This is a genomic window from Streptosporangium sp. NPDC050148, assembly GCF_055586505.1.
In genome coordinates, this window is record NZ_JBVJIA010000014.1 from 149,130 (window position 1) to 172,149 (window position 23,020).

Here is a 23,020-nt window from a genome sequence, read left to right on the forward strand (position 1 = left end):
GGACGCATGATTTTTCATGACGCAAGAAAAGTGATTTCCCACTTGGCGGGCGAATTCATGACGTCCGAGTGGCCGTTGACCACCGGTCCCATCGGTCCGTCCATGGCGGACGCCGCCGCTTTCGAGACCGCCGAGAGACCCCGAGAGGCCGCAGGCGCCGTTCCCGCGGCGATGGGCTCCCGCCGCAGGACGCGCGGCGGCCGAAGGCCCGCTCATCGCCCCCCGGCGTGGAGGACGGGAGCGGAGCGGTGAACCGCCCCCGTCCGATGCCGGGCAGGGGTACCGCCGTCACCGGCGAACGTGAGAGCAGAGGTCGCGGGCCCCGTTGCCGGGCTCGCGGGAGGCGCCGAGGGTGGGGCGGCCCTCCGGGATCGCTGAAACTTTCATCCCGACGCATCCCCTGCAATCCCACTCTTACCAGCCGAGCGACAGGGGATTGATCGGAAACATTCTCCGTTCGTTCCCGCAGGACATGCCGGTCAGGCAGGGCGACGGACCCGTGGACCCCCGTCCGGCGAGGTGTGCCGGGCCGCCCCGGCCGATGTCCATCGGAAGCGACGATCAATACGGCCGGAATTTCGCTCGGCTTGACATGGCCTTGGAATGGTTTCCAGACTGTCCCTGGCGGCCGTTCCTCCCGGTCTGGTGGAGTCGGCGAGGAGACGTCGCCTTCGCCGTCGGCGGCGCATTGGTGGGAAGAACCGTCATGCGATGACATTTTTTGTGATCGTACGGCGAAAAAGAAAAATGCGCCGTCGACGGTGAACGAACGCTGTCCCGGTCACTCGCCGACGACACGGATCACATGTGCGACGTGACCGTGGGCCGCGTGTGTTCAACAGGGTGGATCACGGTTCCTGCTTCGGCGAGTGCGGCCGCACCCCGCTCGCCGAAGCAGGGACGAGAACGACCACGAGGGTCACTGGACCGGCGAGAAGATGCGCTGCTGGATCTCCTTGCGGTAGTCCTCCAGCGTGTTGTCTATGTGCACCGCCGCCGCCTGGGCCGCGGCCTCGGCGTCACCCGTGCGTATCGCCCGGTGAATGGCCTCGTGCTCCTCGATGGCCTTGGCCCCGTGCCCGCCGATGGAACCGCGTAGCCCGATGATGCTGGACTGGGCCTGAAGCCGGCGGGCCTCCCGTACCGCCGCCTGCAGGAACATGTTGTGCGAGGCGACGGCGATCGCGGTGTGAAAGGCGTCGTCGCCTTCGTTGAAAATGTCCTCGCGTCCGATCTCGAACCCGTGACGGCAGCGCCCGGCGGCCTTTTCTATGTCGCCCAGTTCCACGGGCGTGGCACGGCGCGCGGCCAGCCGGCTCGTCTCCATCTCCTGGGTACGGCGGAACTCGAAGAGCATGTAGACGTGATCGAGGTCCGTGGGCAGGAAGGAAGAGGCCCAGTGACCGCTTCCGAGCATTCCCTCATCCGCGGCCACATAGAGGCCACGGCCTTTCTGAGCACGTACGCGGCCCAGTGCCGAGAGTATTTTCACCGCCTCGCGCACGACCGTCCGGCTGGTTCCCAGTTGGCGGGCCAGCTCATTCTCGGTGGGCATCCGATCACCGGGCTGCAGGCCCATTTGAGTGATCAGCTCCAGCACTCGCTCCGCGGCCACTTCGTACCCTGGCCGATAGCCCGTTGCGCGCGGAGTTTCACTCGCGCCGTCTGTTTCCTCTGCCACGTGTCCAAGAGTACGACCTGGCGCAGCGCGTAGTGGCGCGCATTCGCTCCGCCGTACCCGTCCGGCCGGGCGGGGCGACGTGAAAATGTTCTTCCCCGGTCGGCGGGGACGAGGTGATCAACGGCGGTCCGTCCCCGCCGGGAGCGTCGGGGACAGGGTGATCAACGACGGTCCCTCCCACCGGGAGCGTCGGGGCTCCCGGCGAGGGCGTTCACGGATTTTCGTGTCAGGCGCGGGCCCATTTCTGGTTGGTGCCGCCGTGGCAGGTCCAAATCTGGATCTTGCTGCCGTTGGCGGTGCCGTAGGCGGAGACGTCCAGGCACTTGTCGGCGCCGAGGGCCGTGATGGTGCCGTCGGCGTTCAGGCGCCACTTCTGGTTGTTCTGGCCGTTGCAGTCCCAGATGTTGACCGCGGTGCCGTCGGCGGTGCCCGCGGCGTTGACGTCCAGGCACTTGCCGCCGTACACCCGAAGCTCACCGGCGGAGGTGGAGGCCCACTTCTGGTTGTTCTGGCCGTTGCAGTCCCAGATGTTGACCGCGGTGCCGTCGGCGGTGCCCGCGGCGTTGACGTCCAGGCACTTGCCGCCGTACACCCGAAGCTCACCGGCGGAGGTGGAGGCCCACTGCTGGTTGGGCTGGCCGTTGCAGTCCCAGAGCTGCGTGGCGGCGCCGTTGGCCTGGGAGACGTTCGCCACGTCCAGGCAGCGGCCGGAGGCCACGCCGCGGATCGGGCCCGCGGGGGAGGACGGGGTCGGGCTGGGGGTGGCGCCGGGCCGGCCGATGCTGCCGGGAACGGCCTGGAGCGCCGCGTACCAGGCGGCGGCCATCTTGTCGTAGCCACCGGCGGTGGGGTGGATGCCGTCGATCAGGTCGGACGTGGTCAGCTTGGAGTGCATGTCGACCAGGTGGACGCGCTTGCCGCTGTTGACCTTGGCCTGCACGATGCCGGGGACGGCCGCGTTGAAGGTACGGGCGGCGGCCGCCTGACCGGCGTTGGACAGCGGGATGACGGTGGCGACGAACACGTCCGCGTCAGGCACGGTCGCCGTGATGCGGTCGATCAGGGTGGACAGCCGCTGGGGCGCACCGGCCACGTTGTAGTTCTGCAGGATGTCGTTGGTGCCGATGTGCAGCAGCACCGTGCGCGGGTTGTAGGTCCGTGCCCAGCCGGTGACGTTCGCGTCGATCTGGTCGATGCGCCAGCCGGGGTGCCCCTGGTGGTCGTGGTCGCCCAGCGAGCCCGGCCCGTTGAACTGCGAACCGACGAAGTCGACGGTGTACCGGCCGGCGACGAGACGCTGCCACAGGCCGATGCGGTACCCGCCCGGCACCTGGGTGCCCTCGGTGATCGAGTCACCCAGCGGCATGACGCGCACCCCGCCGTTGGACTCCGCGCCGGCGGACGTCGCCGTCACCCCCACCGTCAGGACGAGGATCGTCACGGCTCCCAGCGCCGCGGAGACCAACCGTTTCCAATTAAGCATGCCCAACCTTCTTCGGGAACTGAGAGCAACGGCTTACGACCGGCGCGGTGAGCCAGGAGACGCTGAAAGTCTTTCGTCGGTCCCGGCCGCGGTCGGCGGATCCGCCTGCCGGGAAGGCATTCGACCTCAATCAATGGGATGAGAAGGTGTTAGCGCTAACATCTGTGGGGTGGGCGTCTTCGGGAAGAACATCGGCGATGAGGTGGAGTAAACACAGGGAAGACGGAGGGCGTCAAGAGTGCGAAGCATCGTGGAAATCCGATGCGGCAGGCGGTGTCCGGGGAGCAGGAGCTTCGAGGGCCCCTCACCTGGCGGGACGTACCGGTGTGATGAAAGTTTCACCCGTCGGCCTTCGTCGTCGCCTTCGCTGCCCCCCGCCGGCCGCCCGCTTCCCCGTGGGAGCGGGCGGCCGGCGGCGGATCGGTGCGATCAGCGATACCCGGCGGCGACGATGTCGGCCTGGACGGCGTTCTCCGTGGCGTCGGAGGGGTACCCGGCGACCATGGCCCCCTCGTAGAAGGTGCCCGCGCTGAGGTTGGCGCCGCCGTCGGGCTTGCAGCAGTCACCGCCACTGCCCAGGATGATGGCCCCCTGCTTCTTCATCGGGCTGTACCCGTTGGGCAGCGAGCCGTCGTACAGGGTGTACAGGCTCCCGGACTGGGCGTTGCTGCCCTTGATGGCGAACCGGGTCGTACCGTTGTTCTTCAGCGTGGCGGTGACGAACCTGTGGGGGAAGGCCCTCTGGTTGGGGTTCCACGACTGGCTGCCACCGGGGAAGAGACCCCACTCCAGGTCGGCCTGGACCCAGGGACCGCTTCCCTGGCAGCCGCCGAACCAGCACTGGGTGCTGAAGTTGATGGCGTCCATGGCCCCGGCGGCGTCGGCCTTGCGGGTCGTCTCGCTGTTGCCGTAGTCGAAGCAGCAGCCGTTGTTGACGTGGGTGCCGCTGGTGACCATGTACATGCCCTCGGGCGCGCTGCCGGTGGGGACCCCCGTCAGGTGGCCGTCCCGCCAGTAGCTGTTGCCGGGGTTGATGTAGAGGGAGTATGCCTTGCTTCCGCCGACGGTGAGCGACTCGGTGGTCGCGGTCGCGGGCCTGCTCTGCGGGGAGCCGGGGACCACGCTGGACCCCTGGTACCACAGGTCGTTGCCGCGGCCGGACTGGTCGTACACGACCGTGATGACGCACGCGGTGCCGGCGCAGAAGGAGTCCTGGGTCGCGGCGTTGGCGGTCCCGCCCGCCGTCAGGACGGCGATGTTCCGGGTGGAGTTGTCCGAGGAGCGCCTGACCTGGTAGAGGTTGCCGGCATAGGAGCCGTAGAGCGCCCGGGTCGTGCTGTGCGCGGCCACGCACGGCGTGCCGCCCGAGGCGTAGATGTCGCACGAGCGCGCGCCGGGCGGCGGTGGGGTGGGCGTCGTGGTGGGCGTCGGGCTGGGCTGGGTGCCGGTGGTCCACTTCTGGTTGGTGCCGCCGTGGCAGGTCCAGATGTGGACCTTGGTGCCGTTGGCGGTGCCGTAGCCGGAGACGTCCAGGCACTTGTTCGCCCCGATCGCGGTGATGGTGCCGTCGGTGTTCAGGCGCCACTTCTGGTTGGCCTGGCCGTTGCAGTCCCAGATCTGCGCGAGGGCACCGTTGGCCTGGGAGACGTTCGCCACGTCCAGGCACCGGCCCGAGGCCGTGCCGATCAGCGGGGTGGTCGCCGCCGAGGCCGGTGCCGCCCATGTCAGGACGGTCACCGGCACGGTCGCCAGCGCCGCCACGACGGCCGCGACGGCGGCCGGTCGAGAGCTCCGCCTTCGTGCCGGACGGTGCGCCGGGCGGTCGGGGAAGGGCTGCATGTCGTACTCCTCGGGGTAGGGCATGACGAAGACGGTCGTGAGCCGGAGGCCGCGGGGCCCCGCGCGGGCGCCCGCAGGCGGTACGGGCTCGCCCGGCCCGATGAAGAAAGCCTGAAACACCGCTCTCCACGCGATCGAATCGATTCGACACCGTCGATGGCCCACCGGGCGGATGAGAGGTCGTGCACGGTGAAGCACATACAGGCGGTGAATCACCTGTCAAGTCACGGCCTGTCCCGCAGGCCCCGAGAACCCCGTCGTACGCCGTCTGTCCAGCGACGCCGCCGATCGAGGCCGATGAAACGTTCATGCCCGGCTCGTTCCCGGCGGCGTTCCGGCATCCGGCGGGGAGGGCGGAGCGGCTTCCCGGGGGCCGTCGGACCCCCGGCGCCGCCCACGGCGGCCCGGACCTCCGCATCCGGATCGGACGCGTCGGAACCGACGTGACCGCCGCACGGGACCGGGTGTCAGGAAGCGGTCGCTCCGGAAATCCGCACCCGAGTCAGTACGACACATGTGAACGGTTCATCCGGACCGGACCGATCCAACGAGTGGGCTCGCACGCATCACTCCTGGTGGAGGGGTTATATCGATTCACAGCACTCTGAACCGTCGTGTGCGCAGGACGAAATAAGTGTGCTTAAGGTCTTGACAGGTATCGGCGCGGCGAACGTAATTGGTAACGAGGTCCCGGGAGACGGCGCTCCCGCGAGGACCTCCCGGCCGGATCACAAAGGCGGGGTGCGGAGGCGCATCGGTGACCTCCACACCGTGATCCTCCATACATCCACAGCCTCGTTCGCCACGCGTTCCCGGTGGTGTCCACGGTGAGGCGTGCCGTCTTCTGGAGATGAACGTGACCGACCCGACCCCCCACGCCGCCCGGACCGCTCGTGATCCGGTGCGGACGTCCCCGCCGACGCCGTGACGACACGGCACCGCAGACCCCTCACCAGGTGATCGCCCACGGTCACCGCGGCCGCCGAGCCGCCTGATCCCCCGTTCCGGAGCCGCCGTCGCGGCACCGGCCGTCGTCGTGCGCTCCCCGCCCGGTGATCGCCATGCCCAGGGAGGGTCCACCGCCTGACACGTCAGGGGCGGACCCGACAACACCCCCCATAGCCGACAAGGATCCACCGTGCACTTACCCTCGCGCGTCACGGCGCTCAGAACGGCCGTGATCGGTCTCGTCACCGGGGTGCTGGCCGCGGCATTCGCCTTCATCGTCCCGGCGACCTCCGCCCTGGCGGCCGTCACGACCCTGTACGCCGCTCCCTCCGGCACGGGCACCGCCTGCACCTCGGCCCAGCCGTGCTCGTTGTCCGCGGCCCAGACGGCGGTACGGTCGCTGAACGCGGGCATGTCCGGCGACATCGTCGTCGAGCTCGCCGACGGGGTGTACCGGCCGGCGGCGCCGATGCGGCTGACCGCGGCCGACTCCGGTAACAACGGCCACACCGTCAGCTGGCAGGCCGCCGCGGGCGCCCGTCCCGTCATCAGCGGTGCGAGGGCGGTGACCGGATGGACACAGGCCGACCCCGCCAGGAACATCTGGCGGGCCGCCGTGGGCACCGGCATCGACACCCGGCAGCTGTACGTCGACGGCGTCGCCGCCACCCGCGCGCGCACCCAGGTGAACCGGGCGGACTTCACCGCGAGCAGCACCGGGATGAGGTTCACCAACGGTGCCCTGAACTATCTCAACAACCTGAGCGGCCAGAACCGGATCGAGATGGAGAGCGTCGGCTCGTTCACCGACCGGTACTCCCCGGTCCAGAGCATCAGCGGCAACCTGATCACGATGCAGCAGCCCGCCTGGAACAACAACAACTTCGGCTACGACACCTTCACCCAGCCGCACCGCGCGGGCCCGCTCTACCTGACCAACGCCTACGAGTTCCTCGACTCCCCGGGTGAGTGGTACATCAATCCCGCAACCGGCGTCCTGTACTACATCCCGGCCGCGGGCCAGAACATGGGCACCGTCAGCGTCGAGCTGCCGGTGCTGCAGTCACTGGTCGCCGTGGGCGGGACCTACGACGCGCCCGCGCACCACATCGCCTTCGGCGGCATCACGTTCACCGGCACGACGTGGCTGGGCCCCAGCGGCAACCAGGGGTTCGTCGACCAGCAGACCGGCGCCTACATCGCCGGCACCTGGAACTGGCCCGCCTTCTCCTCGTGCCACAACGGCTGCACGCAGTTCGAGGCCGCCCGGCCGAACTGGTTCCAGATGCCGGCCGCGCTCCAGATCTCGGCCGCCAACAACGTCACGGTCAGCGACTCCCGGTTCCTCAACCTGGGCCAGACCGCCGTGGGCATCGGCAACGACGCGAACGCCCACGCCAGCGGTGTGGGTCTCGGCGCCGGCAATATCACCGTCACCCGCTCCGAGATCGCCCGCAGCTCGGCCGGGGGCATCGTCGTCGGCGGCGTGCGCGCCGACGCCCACCACCCCAGCGACCAGCGCATGGTCAACCGCGACATCACCGTCAGCGACAACCGGATCCACGACCTGGGCCTGGACTACCGCGGCATCGTGTCGGTCCTGACCACGTACGTCACCGGCTCCCTGGTCGCCCACAACGAGGTCTACAACATGCCCTACACCGGCATGTCGATCGGGTACGGCTGGGGCGCCAACGACGCCGGCGGCAACAACAACTACGCCGGCCGCGGCCTGTACAACCACCAGCCGCGGTACACCACGCCGACCACCGCCTCCGACAACCGGCTCATCGGCAACTACGTCCACGACGTCATGCAGCAGATGAACGACGGCGGCTGCATCTACACGCTGTCGTGGAACCCCGGCGCGGTGATCAGCGACAACCACTGCCTGCGGACCAACGGCTACTTCGGGGTCTACTTCGACGAGGGCTCCAAGTACTACACGGTCAGGAACAACGTCTTCTCCGCCATCGGCACCTGGGCCACCGCCAACTACTGGGGCGGCGAGAACATGGGCAACTGGACCGTCGTCAACAACTGGACGAGCAACGGCGCCACGAACGTGACCAACGGCGACCGCGGCAACGTGGTCAGCGGCAACGTCACCGTCACCAACGGCAACTGGCCGTCGGGCGCCCAGGCCGTGATGGCCGCGGCCGGGCCCCGGAACGGCGCGTCGCCGACGCCGACGCCGGGCAGCGCGAGCGCGCTCAGGGGAACCGCTTCCGGCCGGTGCCTGGACGTCAACGGCGCCTCCCAGGCCAACGGCGCCCTCGCGCAGATCTGGGACTGCAACGGCCGGCCCAACCAGCAGTGGACCTCCACCGCCGCACAGGAACTGCGCGTCTACGGCGGCAAGTGCCTGGACGTGACCGGTGCCGGGACCGCCGACGGGACCGCGGTCCTCATCTGGGACTGCAACGGCCAGGCCAACCAGAAGTGGCGCCTGAACACCGACGGCACCATCACCGCGATCGGGGCGAACAAGTGCCTGGACGTCTCCGGCTACGGCACCGCCAACGGCACCAAGGTCCACATCTGGACCTGCCACGGCGGCACCAACCAGAAGTGGACCCGTACCTGACAGTCGCGGACGGCGGGGGTCACGTCCCCCGCCGTCCCCGCAAGAAAGGAGAACCGATGCCCAGACGTCCGTGGCTCACATCACTGATCACGATGGCGTTGATCGTTTCCGGAACCTTCGCGCTCACCGCCACTCCGGCCAACGCGCTCACCATCCCGGCCTCCGACTACCAGCAGGTGCCGCTCGCGTCGGGCGGCGGCGAACTGGGGGAGGCGATGTCGCTGGCCGTGCTGCCGAACCGGTCGGTCCTGCACACGTCCCGCGACGGCACACTGCGCGTGACCGACGTCAACGGCAACACGAAGGTGGCCGCCAGGCTCAACGTCTACACCCACGACGAGGAGGGCCTCCAGGGTGTGGCGGTCGATCCGGGCTTCGCCACCAACCGGCACGTCTGGCTGTACTACTCACCCCGGCTGAGCACGCCCAACGGTGACGCCCCGGCCACCGGGACCCAGGCGCAGTTCGACCAGTGGAAGGGCGAGTTCTACCTGTCGAGGTTCACCCTCAGGGCGGACGAGACGCTCGACACGTCCAGCGAGAAGGTGGTCCTACGGGTCGCCAACGACCGCGGCCAGTGCTGTCACGCGGGCGGCGACATCGACTTCGACGCCTCCGGCAACCTGTACCTGACCACCGGTGACGACACCAACCCCTTCGAGTCGGCCGGCTACTCCCCGCTGGACGAGCGGACCAACCGCAACCCGCAGTACGACGCCCAGCGCAGCTCCGCCAACACCAACGACCTGCGCGGCAAGCTCCTGCGGATCAAGCCGCAGGCGGACGGCACCTACACGATCCCCAGCGGCAACCTGTTCGCGCCGGGGACGGCGAGGACGCGGCCGGAGATCTACGCGATGGGTCTGCGCAACCCGTTCCGGATGAGCGTGGACAAGGCGACCGGTGTCGTCTACCTGGGCGACTACGGTCCGGACGCGGGGTCGACCAACTCCGGCCGGGGACCGAGCGGGCAGGTGGAGTTCAACCGCATCACCGCCGCCGGCAACTACGGCTGGCCGTACTGCACGGGCGGCAACACCGTCAACGAGACCTACAACGAGTGGAACTTCGCCTCCAACAGCACCGGCGCGAAGTACAACTGCGCGGGAGGCCCGACCAACAACTCCTTCCGCAACACCGGCCTGACCACGCTGCCCCCGGCCAAGGCGGCGTGGATCAAGTACGGCGGTGACTCCGGCTCGCCGCCGGAGTTCGGCACCGGCTCGGAGTCGCCGATGGGCGGCCCGGTCTACCGGTACGACCCCAACCTGAACTCCTCCGTCAAGTTCCCCCAGGTGCTCGACGGACGCTACTTCGCCGGCGAGTACGGCCGCCGCTGGATCAAGGCCATCGAGGTCAGGAGCGACGGCGGCTACGGGGAGATCTCCGCGTTCCCCTGGTCGGGGACGCAGGTGATGGACATGGCCTTCGGCCCCGACGGGGCGCTGTACGTGCTGGACTACGGCACCGGCAACAACAACCAGGCGCTCTTCCGGATCGAGTACATCGGCAAGGCCAACCGCAACCCGATCGCCAAGGCCGCGGCCGACAGGACCTCGGGGCCGGCTCCGCTGACGGTGAACTTCTCCTCGGCCGGCAGCTCCGACCCCGAGGGCGGCGCGCTGACGTACTCGTGGAACTTCGGCGACGGCACCACCTCCACGGCCGCCAACCCGAGCAAGACCTACAGCGCCAACGGCGCGTACACCGCCACGCTCACCGTCCGGGACCCGCAGGGGCTGACCGGGAGCGCGAGCGTGAGCGTGTCCGTCGGCAACACCGCCCCGTCCGTCACGCTCACCACCCCCGGCGACGGCCGGCTGTTCGCCTTCGGCGACACGGTGCCGTTCCAGGTCAACGTCAGCGACCCGGAGGACGGCACGATCGACTGTTCGAAGGTGACGGTCTCCTACTCGCTCGGCCATGACAGCCACGCCCACCAGATCACCTCCAGGACCGGCTGCAGCGGCTCCATCGCGGTACCGGTCGACGGCGAGCACGACGCCGCGGCGAACATCTACGGCGTCTTCACGGCCTCCTACACCGACGCCGGCGGCCTGACCTCCACCAGCAGCCGGACGCTGCAGCCACGGCACCGGCAGGGCGAGCACTTCGGCGCCCAGCAGGGCGTGCAGACGGCCGACCACACCACCGCCGAGGGCGGCAGGACCGTGGGCTTCGTCGACGACGGCGACTGGATCTCCTTCCAGCCGTACAACCTGGGCAACGCCACGAGCATCACCGCGCGGGTGTCCTCGGCGGGCGCGGGCGGCCGGATCGAGGTCCGGACGGGCTCGGCCACGGGCACGCTGCTGGGAACGGTCAACGTCACGAGCACCGGTGGGTGGGAGACCTTCGCCGACGTCTCGGCGAACCTCGCCGGCGCACCGTCCGGCACCACGACGCTGTACCTCGTCTTCCGCGGCGCGACCGGCCAGGGCTACCTGTTCGACCTGGACGCCTTCACCTTCGGCACCGGTACGACCCCGACGCCCACCCCGACCCCGACGCCTTCGGGGAACGCGCTGAAGGGCGTGGGCTCGGGCCGGTGCCTGGACGTCTCGGGTGCCTCGACGGCCAACGGTGCGGCGGTGAACATCTGGGACTGCAACGGCCGGGCCAACCAGCAGTGGGCCTCCACCGCGGCGCAGGAGCTGCGGGTCTACGGCGACAAGTGCCTGGACGTGACCGGTGCCGGCACCGCCGACGGCACCGCGGTCAACATCTGGGACTGCAACGGCCAGAACAACCAGAAGTGGCGCCTGAACGCCGACGGCACCATCACCGCCGTCGGTGCCAACAAGTGCCTGGACGTGTCCGGATTCGGTACGGCCAACGGCACCAAGGTCCACATCTGGACCTGCGCCGGAGGCACCAACCAGAGATGGACCCGCGCCTGAGGCCGTCCGCCCCACCAGGCGGCCTCGGCCGCACGACGAGTACCTAATCGACATGGCGCCCGGTACGGCCCGGCTCATCGCCGCAAGGGCCGCACCGGGCGCCACGATGGAAGGACACCCATGCTTCGACATCTGACCCCCGCGCCTCCCGGGCGCATCGCGGGCGGTGGCAGGAGGACCTCCGTGCTGCGACGCCTGTCGGTGGCCGCGGTGGCGCTCGCCGCCACCGCCGCGACCATGGCCCCAGCCGTCTCCGCCGAGGCCGCCACGACCGTGATCCCCGCCGTCTCCGCGGGGACCGCCAAGGCCGCCGCCTTCGAGGTGCTGGTCTTCTCCAAGACGGCCGGGTTCCGGCACGACGCGATCCCCGTCGGGATCCAGACCATCCGCGACCTCGGGGCCGCGAACGACTTCACCGTCACCGCCACCGAGGACGCCGGCGTCTTCACCACCTCCAACCTCGCCCGGTACAGGGCGGTGGTGTTCCTCAACACCACCGGTGACGTGCTGAACGACAGCCAGCAGTCGGCCTTCCAGTCGTACGTGGACGGCGGGGGCGGCTACGTCGGGGTGCACTCGGCCGCCGACACCGAGTACAACTGGCCGTACTACGGGCAGCTGGTGGGCGCCTGGTTCAGCAGCCACCCGGCGATCCAGCAGGCCACGGTACGCAACGAGGACCGGGCGCACGCCGCGACCTCCCACCTGGGACCGACCTGGACACGGACCGACGAGTGGTACAGCTTCCGGAGCAACCCCCGCCCGAACGTGCGCGTCCTGCAGAGCCTGGACGAGAGCACCTACAGCGGCGGCGGCATGGGCGACCACCCGATCACCTGGTGCCGTCCCCAGGCCTCCGGCCGCTCGTTCTACACCGGACTGGGACACACCCAGGAGTCGTACGCGGACTCGAACTTCCGCACGCTGCTGCTGGGCGGGATCCGGTACGCGGCCAAGGCGACCAACGCCGACTGCCGTCCGGAGACCGGTTACACGCCGTTGTACAACGGGTCGACGACGGGCTGGTCACAGGCCGGGCCGGGGGCGTTCACGAACAGCTCGGGCACGCTGACCTCGCAGGGCGGCATGGGCATGCTCTGGTACAACGCCAAGCAGTTCGGGTCGTACTCGCTCAAGCTCGACTGGAGGCTGAACGGCGACTCCAACTCTGGGGTGGTCGTCGGGTTCCCGGCCACCACCGACCCGAACGCGGCGCTCAACACCGGGCACGAGGTGCAGATCGACGCGACCGACAGCGCGGACAAGACGACGGGGGCGGTCTACGGGTTCAAGGCGGCGGACCTCGCCGCACGCGACGCGGCGCTGAACCCGCTGGGGCAGTGGAACACCTACGAGCTGCTGGTGGAGGGCGAGCGGCTGCAGGTGTTCCTGAACGGTGTGAAGATCAATGATTTCACCAACACCGACCCGGCCCGCTCGCTGCAACAGGGCCACATCGGCATCCAGAACCACGGGTCCCCCGACGTGGTGGCGTACCGCAACATCCGCATCAAGGAACTGGGCGGCGTGACGCCGACCCCGACCCCCACCCCGACGCCTTCCGGGCAGACGAGCGCGCTGCGGGGGGTGGGCTCGGGCCGGTGCCTGGACGTCTCGGGCGCCTCGACGGCCAACGGCGCCGCGGTGAACATCTGGGACTGCAACGGCCAGGCCAACCAGCGCTGGACCTCCACCGCCGCCGGTGAGCTGCGGGTGTACGGCAACAAGTGCCTGGACGTGAGCGGGGCGGGCACCGCCAACGGCACCGCGGTCAACATCTGGGACTGCAACGGCCAGAACAACCAGAAGTGGCGCCTGAACGCCGACGGCACCATCACCGCCCTGGGCGCGAACAAGTGCCTGGACGTGTCCGGTTTCGGCACGGCCAACGGCAGCAAGGTGCACATCTGGACCTGCGCCGGCGGCACCAACCAGAGGTGGAACCGCGTCTGAGGTCTGCCTGCGACGGCGGTTCCACGCTCACCCGGTGGGCGTGACACGGCGTCCGGCGCGGGGCGATCGCCCGCGCCGGACGTCCGGCGCCCTGGACGACCCGGAAGACCTAGACGACCCGGGCGACCTGGGCGGCAAAAGTTTCATACTCATCATGGTCGCGGACGCGGCCGCGCCGTATCCCACCCGCGTCGGCCGGGGCCGCCGGTTTCCCATGTCCTCCAGCGGAAGGGCTTCGCGAATGGCGGATCCCATGGCACGCTGCACGGTCTCCGACCCCTCCGTCATGTCCGTAAATATCTGAAATAAAGGCACTTGACACTGATATTAAGTGGGCTTATTTTCCTAACCGAACCGGTTTGATGATCGCCGGATGGCCGGTCCCGGTCTCCCTCACGCCACACGCCGTTCACCGGGCGGGCGCGCCTTCCGGCCTCGCGAGCGGACACCGGACCGGCGGCCCGGGTCGTCCGCCGGCGGGGAACGGCCGGGCGGGCGCGCCGGGTCCGGCACGACCCCTCATCGCCACTAGGAGATCCTCGTGCACGACTCCCCTCACCGAACGGCGCGAAGATCGCCCTCGGACGATCCCACCGGTGCGACACGGGCCGGCCTGACCGTGCCGTCCGGCGGGCGGGCCACGTGCTGAGGATGACCGGCATCGGCAAGAGCTTCCTGGGCGTCCGCGTCCTCGGCGGCGTCGATCTGGAGGTGTCCGCCGGCGAGGTGCACGCCGTGGTGGGGGAGAACGGCGCGGGCAAGTCGACGCTCATGAAGATCCTCGCCGGCGTGCACGCGCCGGACGAGGGGACCGTCGAGATCGACGGCCGGACCGTGGTGTTCGGGCATCCGGTCCAGGCGCAGCGGGCCGGGGTGGCGATCATCTACCAGGAGCTCACCCTGCTGCCGGAACGGACGGTGGCCGAGAACGTCTTCCTCGGCCGCGAGCCCGTCCGGCGCGGCATGGTCGACCGGGGCGCGATGGAGTCGGCGACGGCCGAGCTGCTGAGCTCGCTGGGCGAGGAGTCGTTCGGGCCGCGCGATCTCGTCCGGCGGCTCTCGGTCGCCCAGCAGCAGGTCGTCGAGATCGTGAAGGCCCTGTCGCTGAACGCCCGGATCGTGGTCATGGACGAGCCCACCGCCGCCCTGGCCGACCACGAGGTGGAGCTGCTCTACGCGCTGGTGCGGCGCCTGGCCGGGCGCGGCATCGCGGTCCTGTACATCTCCCACCGGCTTCGCGAGATCTTCGAGCTCGCCGACCGGATCACCGTGCTCAAGGACGGTGCCCGGGTCACCACGGAGCGGGCCTCCGCCCTGGACACCGCGACCGTGGTCCGCCTGATGGTCGGCCGGGAGCTCGAGTCCTACTACCCGCCCAGGGCGGCCGGTCCGCCCGGGCAGGTGGTGCTGAGCGTGCGCGACGGCGCCAACGCCGCCCTGCACGGCATCGACCTCGACCTGCGGGCCGGGGAGGTCACGGGGGTGGCCGGGCTGCAGGGCTCGGGCCGCAGCGAACTGGCCAAGGCATTGTTCGGCGCCGAGCCCTTCACCCGCGGTGAGATGACCCCCTGCCGTCCCCGGTCGGTCCGCGAGGCCATCGCCGCGGGGATCGGCCTGGTCACCGAGGACCGCAAGGCCGAAGGGCTGCTGCCGCGCCAGCGGGTGCGGGACAACGTCCTGCTCGCCACCCGGGCCGTCCGCGGACGCCGTCCCCGGATCGAGCCGCTGCTCGAACGCGTGCGGCTCGACTCCTCGCACCTGGCCCGGGAGGTGAGGCTGCTGTCCGGCGGCAACCAGCAGAAGGTCGTGCTGGCCAGGTGGATGACGGTCGCGCCGCGCGTCCTGCTGCTCGACGAACCCACCCGCGGCGTCGACGTCGGCGCCAAGGCCGCCATCCACGAGCTGATCCGCGAACTCGCCCGCGACGGCATGGCCATCCTCATGGTCTCCTCCGAGCTGCCCGAACTCATCGGCATGAGCGACCGCATCGTGGTGCTGCGGGAGGGCCGCGTCGCCGGGGAACTGCCCGCCGGCTCCAGCGAGGAGGCCGTGATGGCCGTGGCGGCCGCGTCATGACCCGGCAGCTGGAACTCCGGCGCGTCCCGGCCCCGGGCTCGCTCCTGCGGCGGCTGTCGGCCGACAGTCCCGCGCGCCGTCTACGTCGCGCTGGTCCTGCTCGTCGGGGTGGGCTGGCTGCTGTTCGCCCTGGACGGCGGGCGGTTCCTCGGCCTGGAGAACGTCGTCGGCATCCAGCAGCGCTCGGCCGCGCTCGGCATCGTCGCGGTCGGGCAGACCCTGGTGATCCTGGCCGGGAGCCTGGACCTGTCGGTGGCGTTCCTGATCAGCCTGACCTCGCTGGTCGCGGCCGAGATCATGGCGGGCGCCGGCGCGAACGTGCCGGCCGCGATCGCCGCGGTGCTGGCGGTCAGCGCGCTGACCGGGCTGGCGAACGGCCTGATCGTCACCAGGCTCCGGGTGCACGCCTTCATCGCCACGCTCGGGGTCGCGCTGATCATCAAGGGCGTGCTGGACCACCGCTACGACGGACCGGCGGGCAGCGTGCCGGAGTCCTTCCGGCATCTCGGCTACGACCGCATCGGACCGCTGCCGGTGTCGGCGCTGCTGTGGGCCGCGGTGGCGGTCTGCGCGTGGCTGCTGCTCAGCCGGACCCGGCTGGGATACCGGATCTACGCGGTCGGCGGGGACGCCGAGGTCGCGCGGTTGTCGGGGATCCGCACCGAGCGGGTCGTCGTCGTCGCCCACGTGCTCTGCTCGGTCTGCGCCGGGATCGCCGGCCTGCTGCTCGCCTCCCGGCTCGGAGCCGGTGCGCCGACGGTCGGGACCGACGGCGGCTACGACCTGGAGTCGATCGCCGCGGTGGTCCTCGGCGGGACCGCCCTCGCCGGTGGCCGCGGCGGGGTCGCCGGGACCGTGGGCGGCGTCCTGCTGCTGGCCGTCCTCGACAGCATCTTCAACCAGCTGGAGATCGACTCCTTCGCCAAGGACGTCGTGCGGGGCGTGGTCCTGATCGCCGCCCTGGCGATCTACGCCCGCAGGAGGCGGACCGGATGAGACGCGCACTGCCCATCCTCGTGGTGCTGACCGGACTGCTCGTGGCGATCGCGGCCGTCAACCCCCTCTTCCTGGAGCCGCCCACCTTCCTGGCCTTCGTCAAACGGGCGGCCCCACTGGTGATCCTCGCCGCCGGCCAGTACTTCGTCATCGTGTCCGGCGAGTTCGACCTGTCGGTCGGCTCCATCGTCACCGCCGAGGTGGTGATCGCCGCCCGGCTCATCGACGGCTCGGCGGAGGCCACCTGGCCCGTGCTGGCCCTGCTGATCGTCATCGGGCCGCTCGTCGGGCTGGTCAACGGGCTCGTCACCACCCTGCTGCGCGTCCCGTCCTTCATCACCACGCTCGGCATGCTGCTGATCCTGTCGGGGGCGGTCTTCCTGTGGACCGGCGGCGCGCCCCGGGGAGCCCTGTCCGAGCAGTTCCGCGAGCTGGGGCGGGGAAGCGCGGGGCCGGTGCCCTGGTCGGTCCTGATCCTCGTCGCGCTCGCGGGCCTCGCCGTCGCCGTCATGCGCGCCGGTTTCGGCCACACGCTCGTCGCGACCGGTGACAACGACAGGGCCGCGGCCCTGTCCGGTGTCCGCGTCCCCCGGGTGCGCACCGTGGCGTTCATGATCTCCGGGCTGTCGGCGGCGGTCGCCGCCGTCCTGCTCGGCGGCTTCGCCGGCGTCTCCGCGCAGGTCGGCCAGGGCCTGGAGTTCCAGGCCATCACCGCCGTCGTGCTCGGCGGCGTGGCCCTCGGGGGCGGCCGCGGTTCCGTGGTCGCCGCGATGGCCGGAGCCTTCACCCTGGAGGCCCTGTTCACCCTTCTCAACCTGCACGGCGTCTCGGGGGCCCTGGAGCCCGCCGTACAGGGAGTGATCATCATAGCCGCGGTGGCGCTCGGAGCCGTGAGGCTCCCGCGCAGGACGACCGCGGCCGCCACGTGAAAGGACCCATAATGCGCACACCCTCGCGGCGGTTTCTCACCGTCGCCGCGCTCATCGCGCTGACGCTGCCGGCGGCCGCGTGCACCAGCGACACCCCGGTGCCCGCCGTCACCACCGCCACGTCCTCCTCCGCCGCCGCCGCGGCGCCGGACAAGGGCACCGGAGCGCAGTCGAAGTTCTTCGTCCAGGCGGACCACGACGCCCAGATGGCGATGCGCAAGGCACAGCCGACCGGCCCGTCGGACAAGCCGTGGGAGCAGAGCATCGACCCCGAGCCCGTCGACACCGCCGCGTACAAGAAGGCGGGCCCGTACCACCTGTGCTTCTCCAACGCCGCGGTCAACAACCCCTGGCGGCAGGTCGGCTGGAAGACCATGCAGGCCGAGGTCGCGCTGCACAAGGAGATCGCGCGCTTCACCGCCCTGGACGCCGAGGGCAAGGACGACAAGCAGATCTCCGACATCGCCGAGCTGCAGGACAAGGGGTGCGACGCGCTGATCGTCTCGCCCAACACCACGGCCACGCTGACCCCCGCGGTGTCCGGGGCCTGCCCCAAGGTGCCGGTCATCGTGTTCGACCGCGGGGTCCAGACCGACTGCCCGGTCACCTTCATCAAGCCGATCGGCGGGTACGCCTTCGGCGCCGAGGCGGCCGAGTTCCTCGTCGGCAAGGTGCCCGCGGGCGGGAAGATCCTCGCGCTGCGCATCCTGCCCGGGGTGGACGTGCTGGAGACCCGGTGGTCGGCCGCGAAGGTCGCCTTCGACAGGAGCGACCTGCAGGTGGTCGGCGTCGAGTTCACCGACGGCGACGCCGCCAAGACCAAGAGCATCGTCAGCGACTACATCCAGCGCCACGGCAAGATCGACGGCGTCTGGATGGACGCGGGCGCCACCGCCGTCGCGGCCGTCGAGGCCTTCGAGGACGCCGGTCAGCCCGTACCGCCGATCAACGGCGAGGACCAGCAGGACTTCCTGAAGAAGTGGAGCGACGCCAAGCTCACCGCGATCGCCCCGACCTACCCGACCTACCAGTGGCGCACCCCCGTGATCGCGGCGCTGAAGATCCTCAAGGGTGAGCAGGTGCCGAAGGTGTGGAACCTGCCCCAGCCGACGATCACCCAGGAGACCCTCTCCTCCCGTCTGGTGCCCGGCATGCCGCCGCTGCACTACGCCCTGTGCGGGTGCGAGGACCTGCCCGGCTACCCGGAGAAGTGGGGCGGCACGTCGTGATCGGCGTCAACACCTGGGTCTGGGTCTCACCGCTCACCGACGAGACGCTGGCCGATCTCGCGCCGCGGATCGCGCGATGGGGGTTCGACGTGATCGAGCTGCCGGTCGAGCACCCGGGCGACTGGGACCCGGGCAAGGCCGCGGCCCTGCTGGACGAGCTGGGACTGCGGGCGTCGGTCGTGCTCACCATGCCGCCGGGACGCGAGCTCGTCGCCGCCTCGCCGGAGACGATCCGCGCCACCCAGGACTACCTGCGGCACTGCGTGGACGTCGCGGTGACCGTCGGCGCGCCCGCGGTCAGCGGGCCCGCCTACTCCTCCGTCGGCAGGACCTGGCCGATGAGCGCGCAGGAGCGGCGCGCGCTCTACGCCGAGCTGGGGGAGAACCTGAGACCGGTCCTCGCCCACGCGGCCGGACGCGGGGTCCGGATCGGTGTCGAACCGCTCAACCGGTACGAGACCAGCCTCGTCAACACCGTCGAGCAGGCGCTCGAAGCCCTCCCCGAGGACTGCGGGATCGCCCTGGACACCTACCACCTGAACATCGAGGAGAAGGACCCCGCGCGGGCCGTCCTGCTCGCGGGCTCCAGGATCGCGCACGTGCAGGCGTGCGGGACCGACCGCGGCGCCCCCGGCGGCGACCGCTTCGACTGGCCGGGCTTCGTCACCGCCCTCCACGGCGTGGGTTACGGCGGCCCGCTGGTGATCGAGTCCTTCACCTCCGACAACGCCGTCATCGCCACCGCCGCGTCCGTCTGGCGTCCCCTCGCCCCGACCCAGGACGCCCTTGCCACCGAAGGACTGGCCTTTCTGCGCACCCTCACCACCTGACCCCCTCCCAGGAGACCCCCCATGCGAAGATCACACCTGCTCCCGGCCCTGGCCTCGGCCCTGTTAGGACTGTTCCTGTTCGTGGTGCCACCGGTGGCGAACGCCGCCGCGCCCCAGTTCAAGGTCCTGCTGTTCTCCGAGACCGCCAGCGGCGCCTACCGGCACGACGCCATCCCGGCCGGCATCGCGATGTTCCAGCAGCTGGCGGCCGACAACAACTTCCAGGTCGACCTCAGCGAGAACTCCTCGGTCTTCACGTCGGCGACGTTCAACACCTACGACGCGGTCATCATGCACCAGACCAGCGGCATGATCTGGGACAACGACGCCCAGCGTCAGGCGTTCCAGTCCTACCTGCGCAGCGGGCGAGGCGTCGTGGCGGTCCACAACGCCACCGACATGAACATCGAGACGCAGTTCCCCTGGTGGGACCAGGTCGTGATGGCCGGGGCGCACATGACCGCGCACTCGGCGACCGTGCAGGGCACCGCCAAGGTGGCCGACAAGGTGCACCCCTCCACCGTGGGCCTGCCCGACCGGTGGACGCGCACCGAGGAGTGGTACAACTTTGACAGGAACATGCGCGGCTCGGTGCACGTGCTCGTCACGGCCGACGAGACCACCTACGACGCCGGGCCGAACAGGATGGGCGCCGACCACCCGATCTCCTGGTGCCACAACCCCGAGGGCGGCCGGGTGTGGGCCACCGCCATGGGCCACCAGGCGTCCTCCTACTCCGAGGCCTACTTCAGGCAGCACCTGCTGGGCGGGGTGAAGTGGGCGGCGGGCGCGGCGCCGGGCGACTGCGGCGGCACGGTCGCGGCCCGCTTCCAGAAGGTCACCCTCGACGGCGCCCCCGACCAGCCGATGGAGCTGGACGTGGCCGCCGACGGCAGGGTCTTCTACATCTCCCGCTCGGGCAAGGTCAACCTGATCCCCGCCGGCGGCGGCGGCACGCGCGTCATCGGCACCCTGCCGGTGTACGACGGCGGTGAGGACGGCGGCGTCGGCCTGGCCCTGGACCCGAACTTCGCGGCCAACGGCTGGATCTACCTCAACTACTCACCGGCGAACGGGGGCGAGGTGAACCGGGTCTCGCGGTTCACCTTCAACGGCACCGGCCTCGACCTGTCGAGCGAGAAGAAGCTCATCGAGGTTCCGGCCTACCGCAACGTCGACGAGCCCGGCCACACCGGCGGATACCTGGCCTTCGGCCCGAACGGCAACCTGTACATCGGCCCCGGTGACGACACCAACCCCAACGGCTCCAGCGGGTACACGCCGATCGACGAGCGTCCGGGCCGGGAGCACTTCGACGCCCAGCGGTCCTCGGCCAACACCAACGACCTGCGCGGCAAGATCCTGCGCATCCACCCCGAGCCCGACGGCACCTACACCGTTCCGGCCGGCAACCTGTTCGCGCCGGGCACCGCCAAGACGCGGCCGGAGATCTACGCGATGGGCTTCCGCAACCCGTTCCGGTTCTCGGTCGACAAGAACACCGGCTGGATCTCGGTGGGCGACTACGGTCCGGACGCGGGCAGCGCCAACGCCAACCGCGGCCCCGAGGGCACGGTCGAGTGGAACCTGATCAAGCAGCCCGGCAACTACGGCTGGCCGTACTGCGTCGGCAACAACATCCCGTTCAACGACTTCAACTTCGCCACCAACACCTCGGGGGCGAAGTTCAACTGCTCGGCGCCGGTGAACAACTCGCCCAACAACACCGGCCTGACCACCCTGCCCCCGGCCCAGCCGGCGAACGTCTGGTACAACTACCACGTCTCGGCCCAGTTCCCCGAGATCAAGTGCTGCGGCGGCGCCGCCGCGATGGGCGGCCCGTTCTACCGCTACAACGCGACCAGCACCTCCGACCGGAAGTTCCCCCAGTACTTCGACGGCACGCCGTTCTTCTACGACTGGAGCCGTAACTTCGTCAACGAGTTCCGCCTGGACGCCTCCGGCAACCTCCTGAAGATCAACCCCTTCGTGGCGCAGATCGCGCCGCGCGCGCCGATCGACATGAAGTTCGGCCCGGACGGCGCCCTGTACATGGCCGACTGGGGCAACGGTTTCGGCCACGCCAACACCGACGACTCCATCTACCGGATCGACTACGTGGTCGGCAACCGCGCCCCCGTGGCAAAGATCATCGCCAACCCCGACTCGGGCGCCGCGCCGCTCACGGTGGCGTTCTCCTCGGCCGGCTCGGCAGACCCCGACGGTGAGGCGATCACCTACGCCTGGGACTTCGGCGACGGCGGGACCTCCACCGCGGCCAACCCGTCCCACACCTACACCTCCAACGGCACCTACACCGTCAGGCTGACCGTCCGGGACGCGAGCGGGAAGACGGCGAGCGTCACGACGACCGTCGTCGTCGGCAACACCCGTCCCAAGGTCGTCTTCTCGGCACCGCCCGACGGCGGGTTCATCTCCTTCGGTGACCGGGTCTCCTACACGGTGAACGTCACCGACCCCGAGGACGGCACCGTCGACTGCGCCAAGGTCAACGTGATCACCGCGCTGGGCCACGACCAGCACGCCCACGACACCGGCCAGTACACCGGCTGTTCCGGGACGGTCACGACCACCGCCTCCGGCCACGACGAGGCGTCCAACGTCTACTACGTGCTGGCCGCCGACTACACCGACTCGACCGGCCTCAAGGGCAGCGCCGGCATCACCCTGAACCCCAAGCACAAGCAGGCCGAGCACTTCTCCGGCTCGTCCGGGGTCCGGACCGTCGACGAGGCCGGGGCCGAGGGCGGCAGGCGCATCGGTGACGTCTCCAACAACGACTGGGTCTCCTTCACGCCGGTCAACCTGTCCGGGATCGACTCGGTGTCGTTCCGTGTCTCGGCGCCGTCCGCCACGGGGGCGTCGATCGAGCTGCGCGCCGGCTCGCCGACCGGGGCGCTCGTCGCCTCCGCCGCCGTGCCGGCGACCGGGGGATGGAACACGTACGCGTCCCTGCCCGCGGCGCGGGTCACCGACCCCGGTGGCACGCGCGTCCTGTACGTGGTGTTCAAGGCGCCGACGGCCAACGCGTTCGACGTCGACTCCATCACCTTCAACGGCAGGGGCGTCGGTCAGGGCGACGGCAACCCGACGCCCACCCCGACCCCGACGCCTTCGGGGAACGCTTTGAAGGGCGTGGGCTCGGGCCGGTGCCTGGACGTCAGCGGCGCCTCGACGGCCAACGGCGCGGCGGTGAACATCTGGGACTGCAACGGCCGGGCCAACCAGCAGTGGACCTCGACCGCGGCGCAGGAGCTGCGGGTGTACGGCAACAAGTGCCTGGACGTGTCCGGTGCCGGGACCGCCGACGGGACCGCGGTCAACATCTGGGACTGCAACGGCCAGGCCAACCAGAAGTGGCGCCTGAACGCCGACGGCACCATCACCGCCGTCGGCGCCAACAAGTGCCTGGACGTGTCCGGCTTCGGCACGGCCAACGGCACCAAGGTCCACATCTGGACCTGCACCGGTGCCGCCAACCAGAGGTGGACCCGCTCCTGACCCTCGTCTGATCCTCATGTGACACCGGAACCCCTGGGGCCGGTCTG

Annotated in this window: 12 protein-coding genes; 9 read left to right on the top strand and 3 right to left on the bottom strand. The window is 70.1% G+C overall.

From position 1 onward, the window contains the following. Window positions 1–919 precede the first annotated feature (919 nt). From ACZ6RT_RS18135 to ACZ6RT_RS18145, 3 genes are all read right to left on the bottom strand, one after another. Window positions 920–1,681: a FadR/GntR family transcriptional regulator gene (locus ACZ6RT_RS18135; protein ID WP_470154790.1), complete on the bottom strand. Its 762-nt coding sequence runs from the start codon at window positions 1,679–1,681 to the stop codon at window positions 920–922. A gap of 226 nt (window positions 1,682–1,907) precedes the next feature. Continuing rightward, window positions 1,908–3,164: a ricin-type beta-trefoil lectin domain protein gene (locus ACZ6RT_RS18140; RefSeq protein WP_470154792.1), complete on the bottom strand. Its 1,257-nt coding sequence runs from the start codon at window positions 3,162–3,164 to the stop codon at window positions 1,908–1,910. Window positions 3,165–3,593: 429 nt separating this feature from the next. Then, on the bottom strand, window positions 3,594–5,027 hold the full coding sequence (locus ACZ6RT_RS18145) for an arabinofuranosidase catalytic domain-containing protein (protein ID WP_470154794.1): 1,434 nt from the start codon (window positions 5,025–5,027) through the stop codon (window positions 3,594–3,596). A gap of 1,114 nt (window positions 5,028–6,141) precedes the next feature. On the opposite strand from ACZ6RT_RS18145, the gene ACZ6RT_RS18150 reads away from it, so the two are divergent. The 9 genes from ACZ6RT_RS18150 to ACZ6RT_RS18190 all read left to right on the top strand — a co-directional run bounded on the left by ACZ6RT_RS18150 (window position 6,142) and on the right by ACZ6RT_RS18190 (window position 22,973). Further along, complete coding sequence (locus ACZ6RT_RS18150) at window positions 6,142–8,538, top strand: RICIN domain-containing protein (RefSeq protein WP_470154796.1); 2,397 nt, start codon at window positions 6,142–6,144, stop codon at window positions 8,536–8,538. Window positions 8,539–8,594: 56 nt separating this feature from the next. After that, window positions 8,595–11,438: a PQQ-dependent sugar dehydrogenase gene (locus ACZ6RT_RS18155; RefSeq protein ID WP_470154797.1), complete on the top strand. Its 2,844-nt coding sequence runs from the start codon at window positions 8,595–8,597 to the stop codon at window positions 11,436–11,438. A 120-nt stretch (window positions 11,439–11,558) separates the two neighbouring features. Beyond that, entirely contained in the window at window positions 11,559–13,391 is a 1,833-nt protein-coding gene (locus ACZ6RT_RS18160; protein WP_470154800.1) for a lectin, read from the top strand. Between the two features lie 651 nt (window positions 13,392–14,042). Next, on the top strand, window positions 14,043–15,467 hold the full coding sequence (locus tag ACZ6RT_RS18165; protein ID WP_470154838.1) for a sugar ABC transporter ATP-binding protein: 1,425 nt from the start codon (window positions 14,043–14,045) through the stop codon (window positions 15,465–15,467). Between the two features lie 108 nt (window positions 15,468–15,575). Continuing rightward, window positions 15,576–16,463: an ABC transporter permease gene (locus ACZ6RT_RS18170; RefSeq protein ID WP_470154801.1), complete on the top strand. Its 888-nt coding sequence runs from the start codon at window positions 15,576–15,578 to the stop codon at window positions 16,461–16,463. After that, complete coding sequence (locus ACZ6RT_RS18175; protein WP_470154803.1) at window positions 16,460–17,392, top strand: ABC transporter permease; 933 nt, start codon at window positions 16,460–16,462, stop codon at window positions 17,390–17,392. Before ACZ6RT_RS18170 ends, ACZ6RT_RS18175 begins: the two co-directional genes overlap by 4 nt. An 11-nt stretch (window positions 17,393–17,403) precedes the next feature. Next, entirely contained in the window at window positions 17,404–18,621 is a 1,218-nt protein-coding gene (locus ACZ6RT_RS18180; protein WP_470154804.1) for a substrate-binding domain-containing protein, read from the top strand. Beyond that, complete coding sequence (locus ACZ6RT_RS18185) at window positions 18,603–19,451, top strand: sugar phosphate isomerase/epimerase family protein (RefSeq protein WP_399197110.1); 849 nt, start codon at window positions 18,603–18,605, stop codon at window positions 19,449–19,451. Before ACZ6RT_RS18180 ends, ACZ6RT_RS18185 begins: the two co-directional genes overlap by 19 nt. Window positions 19,452–19,472: 21 nt before the next feature. Then, window positions 19,473–22,973 (top strand): ThuA domain-containing protein, encoded by a 3,501-nt coding sequence (locus ACZ6RT_RS18190; protein WP_470154807.1) that lies wholly within the window; start codon window positions 19,473–19,475, stop codon window positions 22,971–22,973. Window positions 22,974–23,020: the final 47 nt, after the last annotated feature.

What these genes read in the sequence shown, in the direction of transcription:
- ACZ6RT_RS18140 (WP_470154792.1), bottom strand. Translation starts at nt 3,164, where the DNA reads ATGCTTAATTGGAAACGGTTGGTCTCCGCGGCGCTGGGAGCCGTGACG.
- ACZ6RT_RS18145 (WP_470154794.1), bottom strand. Translation starts at nt 5,027, where the DNA reads ATGCCCTACCCCGAGGAGTACGACATGCAGCCCTTCCCCGACCGCCCG.
- ACZ6RT_RS18155 (WP_470154797.1), top strand. Translation starts at nt 8,595, where the DNA reads ATGCCCAGACGTCCGTGGCTCACATCACTGATCACGATGGCGTTGATC.
- ACZ6RT_RS18160 (WP_470154800.1), top strand. Translation starts at nt 11,559, where the DNA reads ATGCTTCGACATCTGACCCCCGCGCCTCCCGGGCGCATCGCGGGCGGT.
- ACZ6RT_RS18165 (WP_470154838.1), top strand. Translation starts at nt 14,043, where the DNA reads ATGACCGGCATCGGCAAGAGCTTCCTGGGCGTCCGCGTCCTCGGCGGC.
- ACZ6RT_RS18175 (WP_470154803.1), top strand. Translation starts at nt 16,460, where the DNA reads ATGAGACGCGCACTGCCCATCCTCGTGGTGCTGACCGGACTGCTCGTG.
- ACZ6RT_RS18180 (WP_470154804.1), top strand. Translation starts at nt 17,404, where the DNA reads ATGCGCACACCCTCGCGGCGGTTTCTCACCGTCGCCGCGCTCATCGCG.
- ACZ6RT_RS18190 (WP_470154807.1), top strand. Translation starts at nt 19,473, where the DNA reads ATGCGAAGATCACACCTGCTCCCGGCCCTGGCCTCGGCCCTGTTAGGA.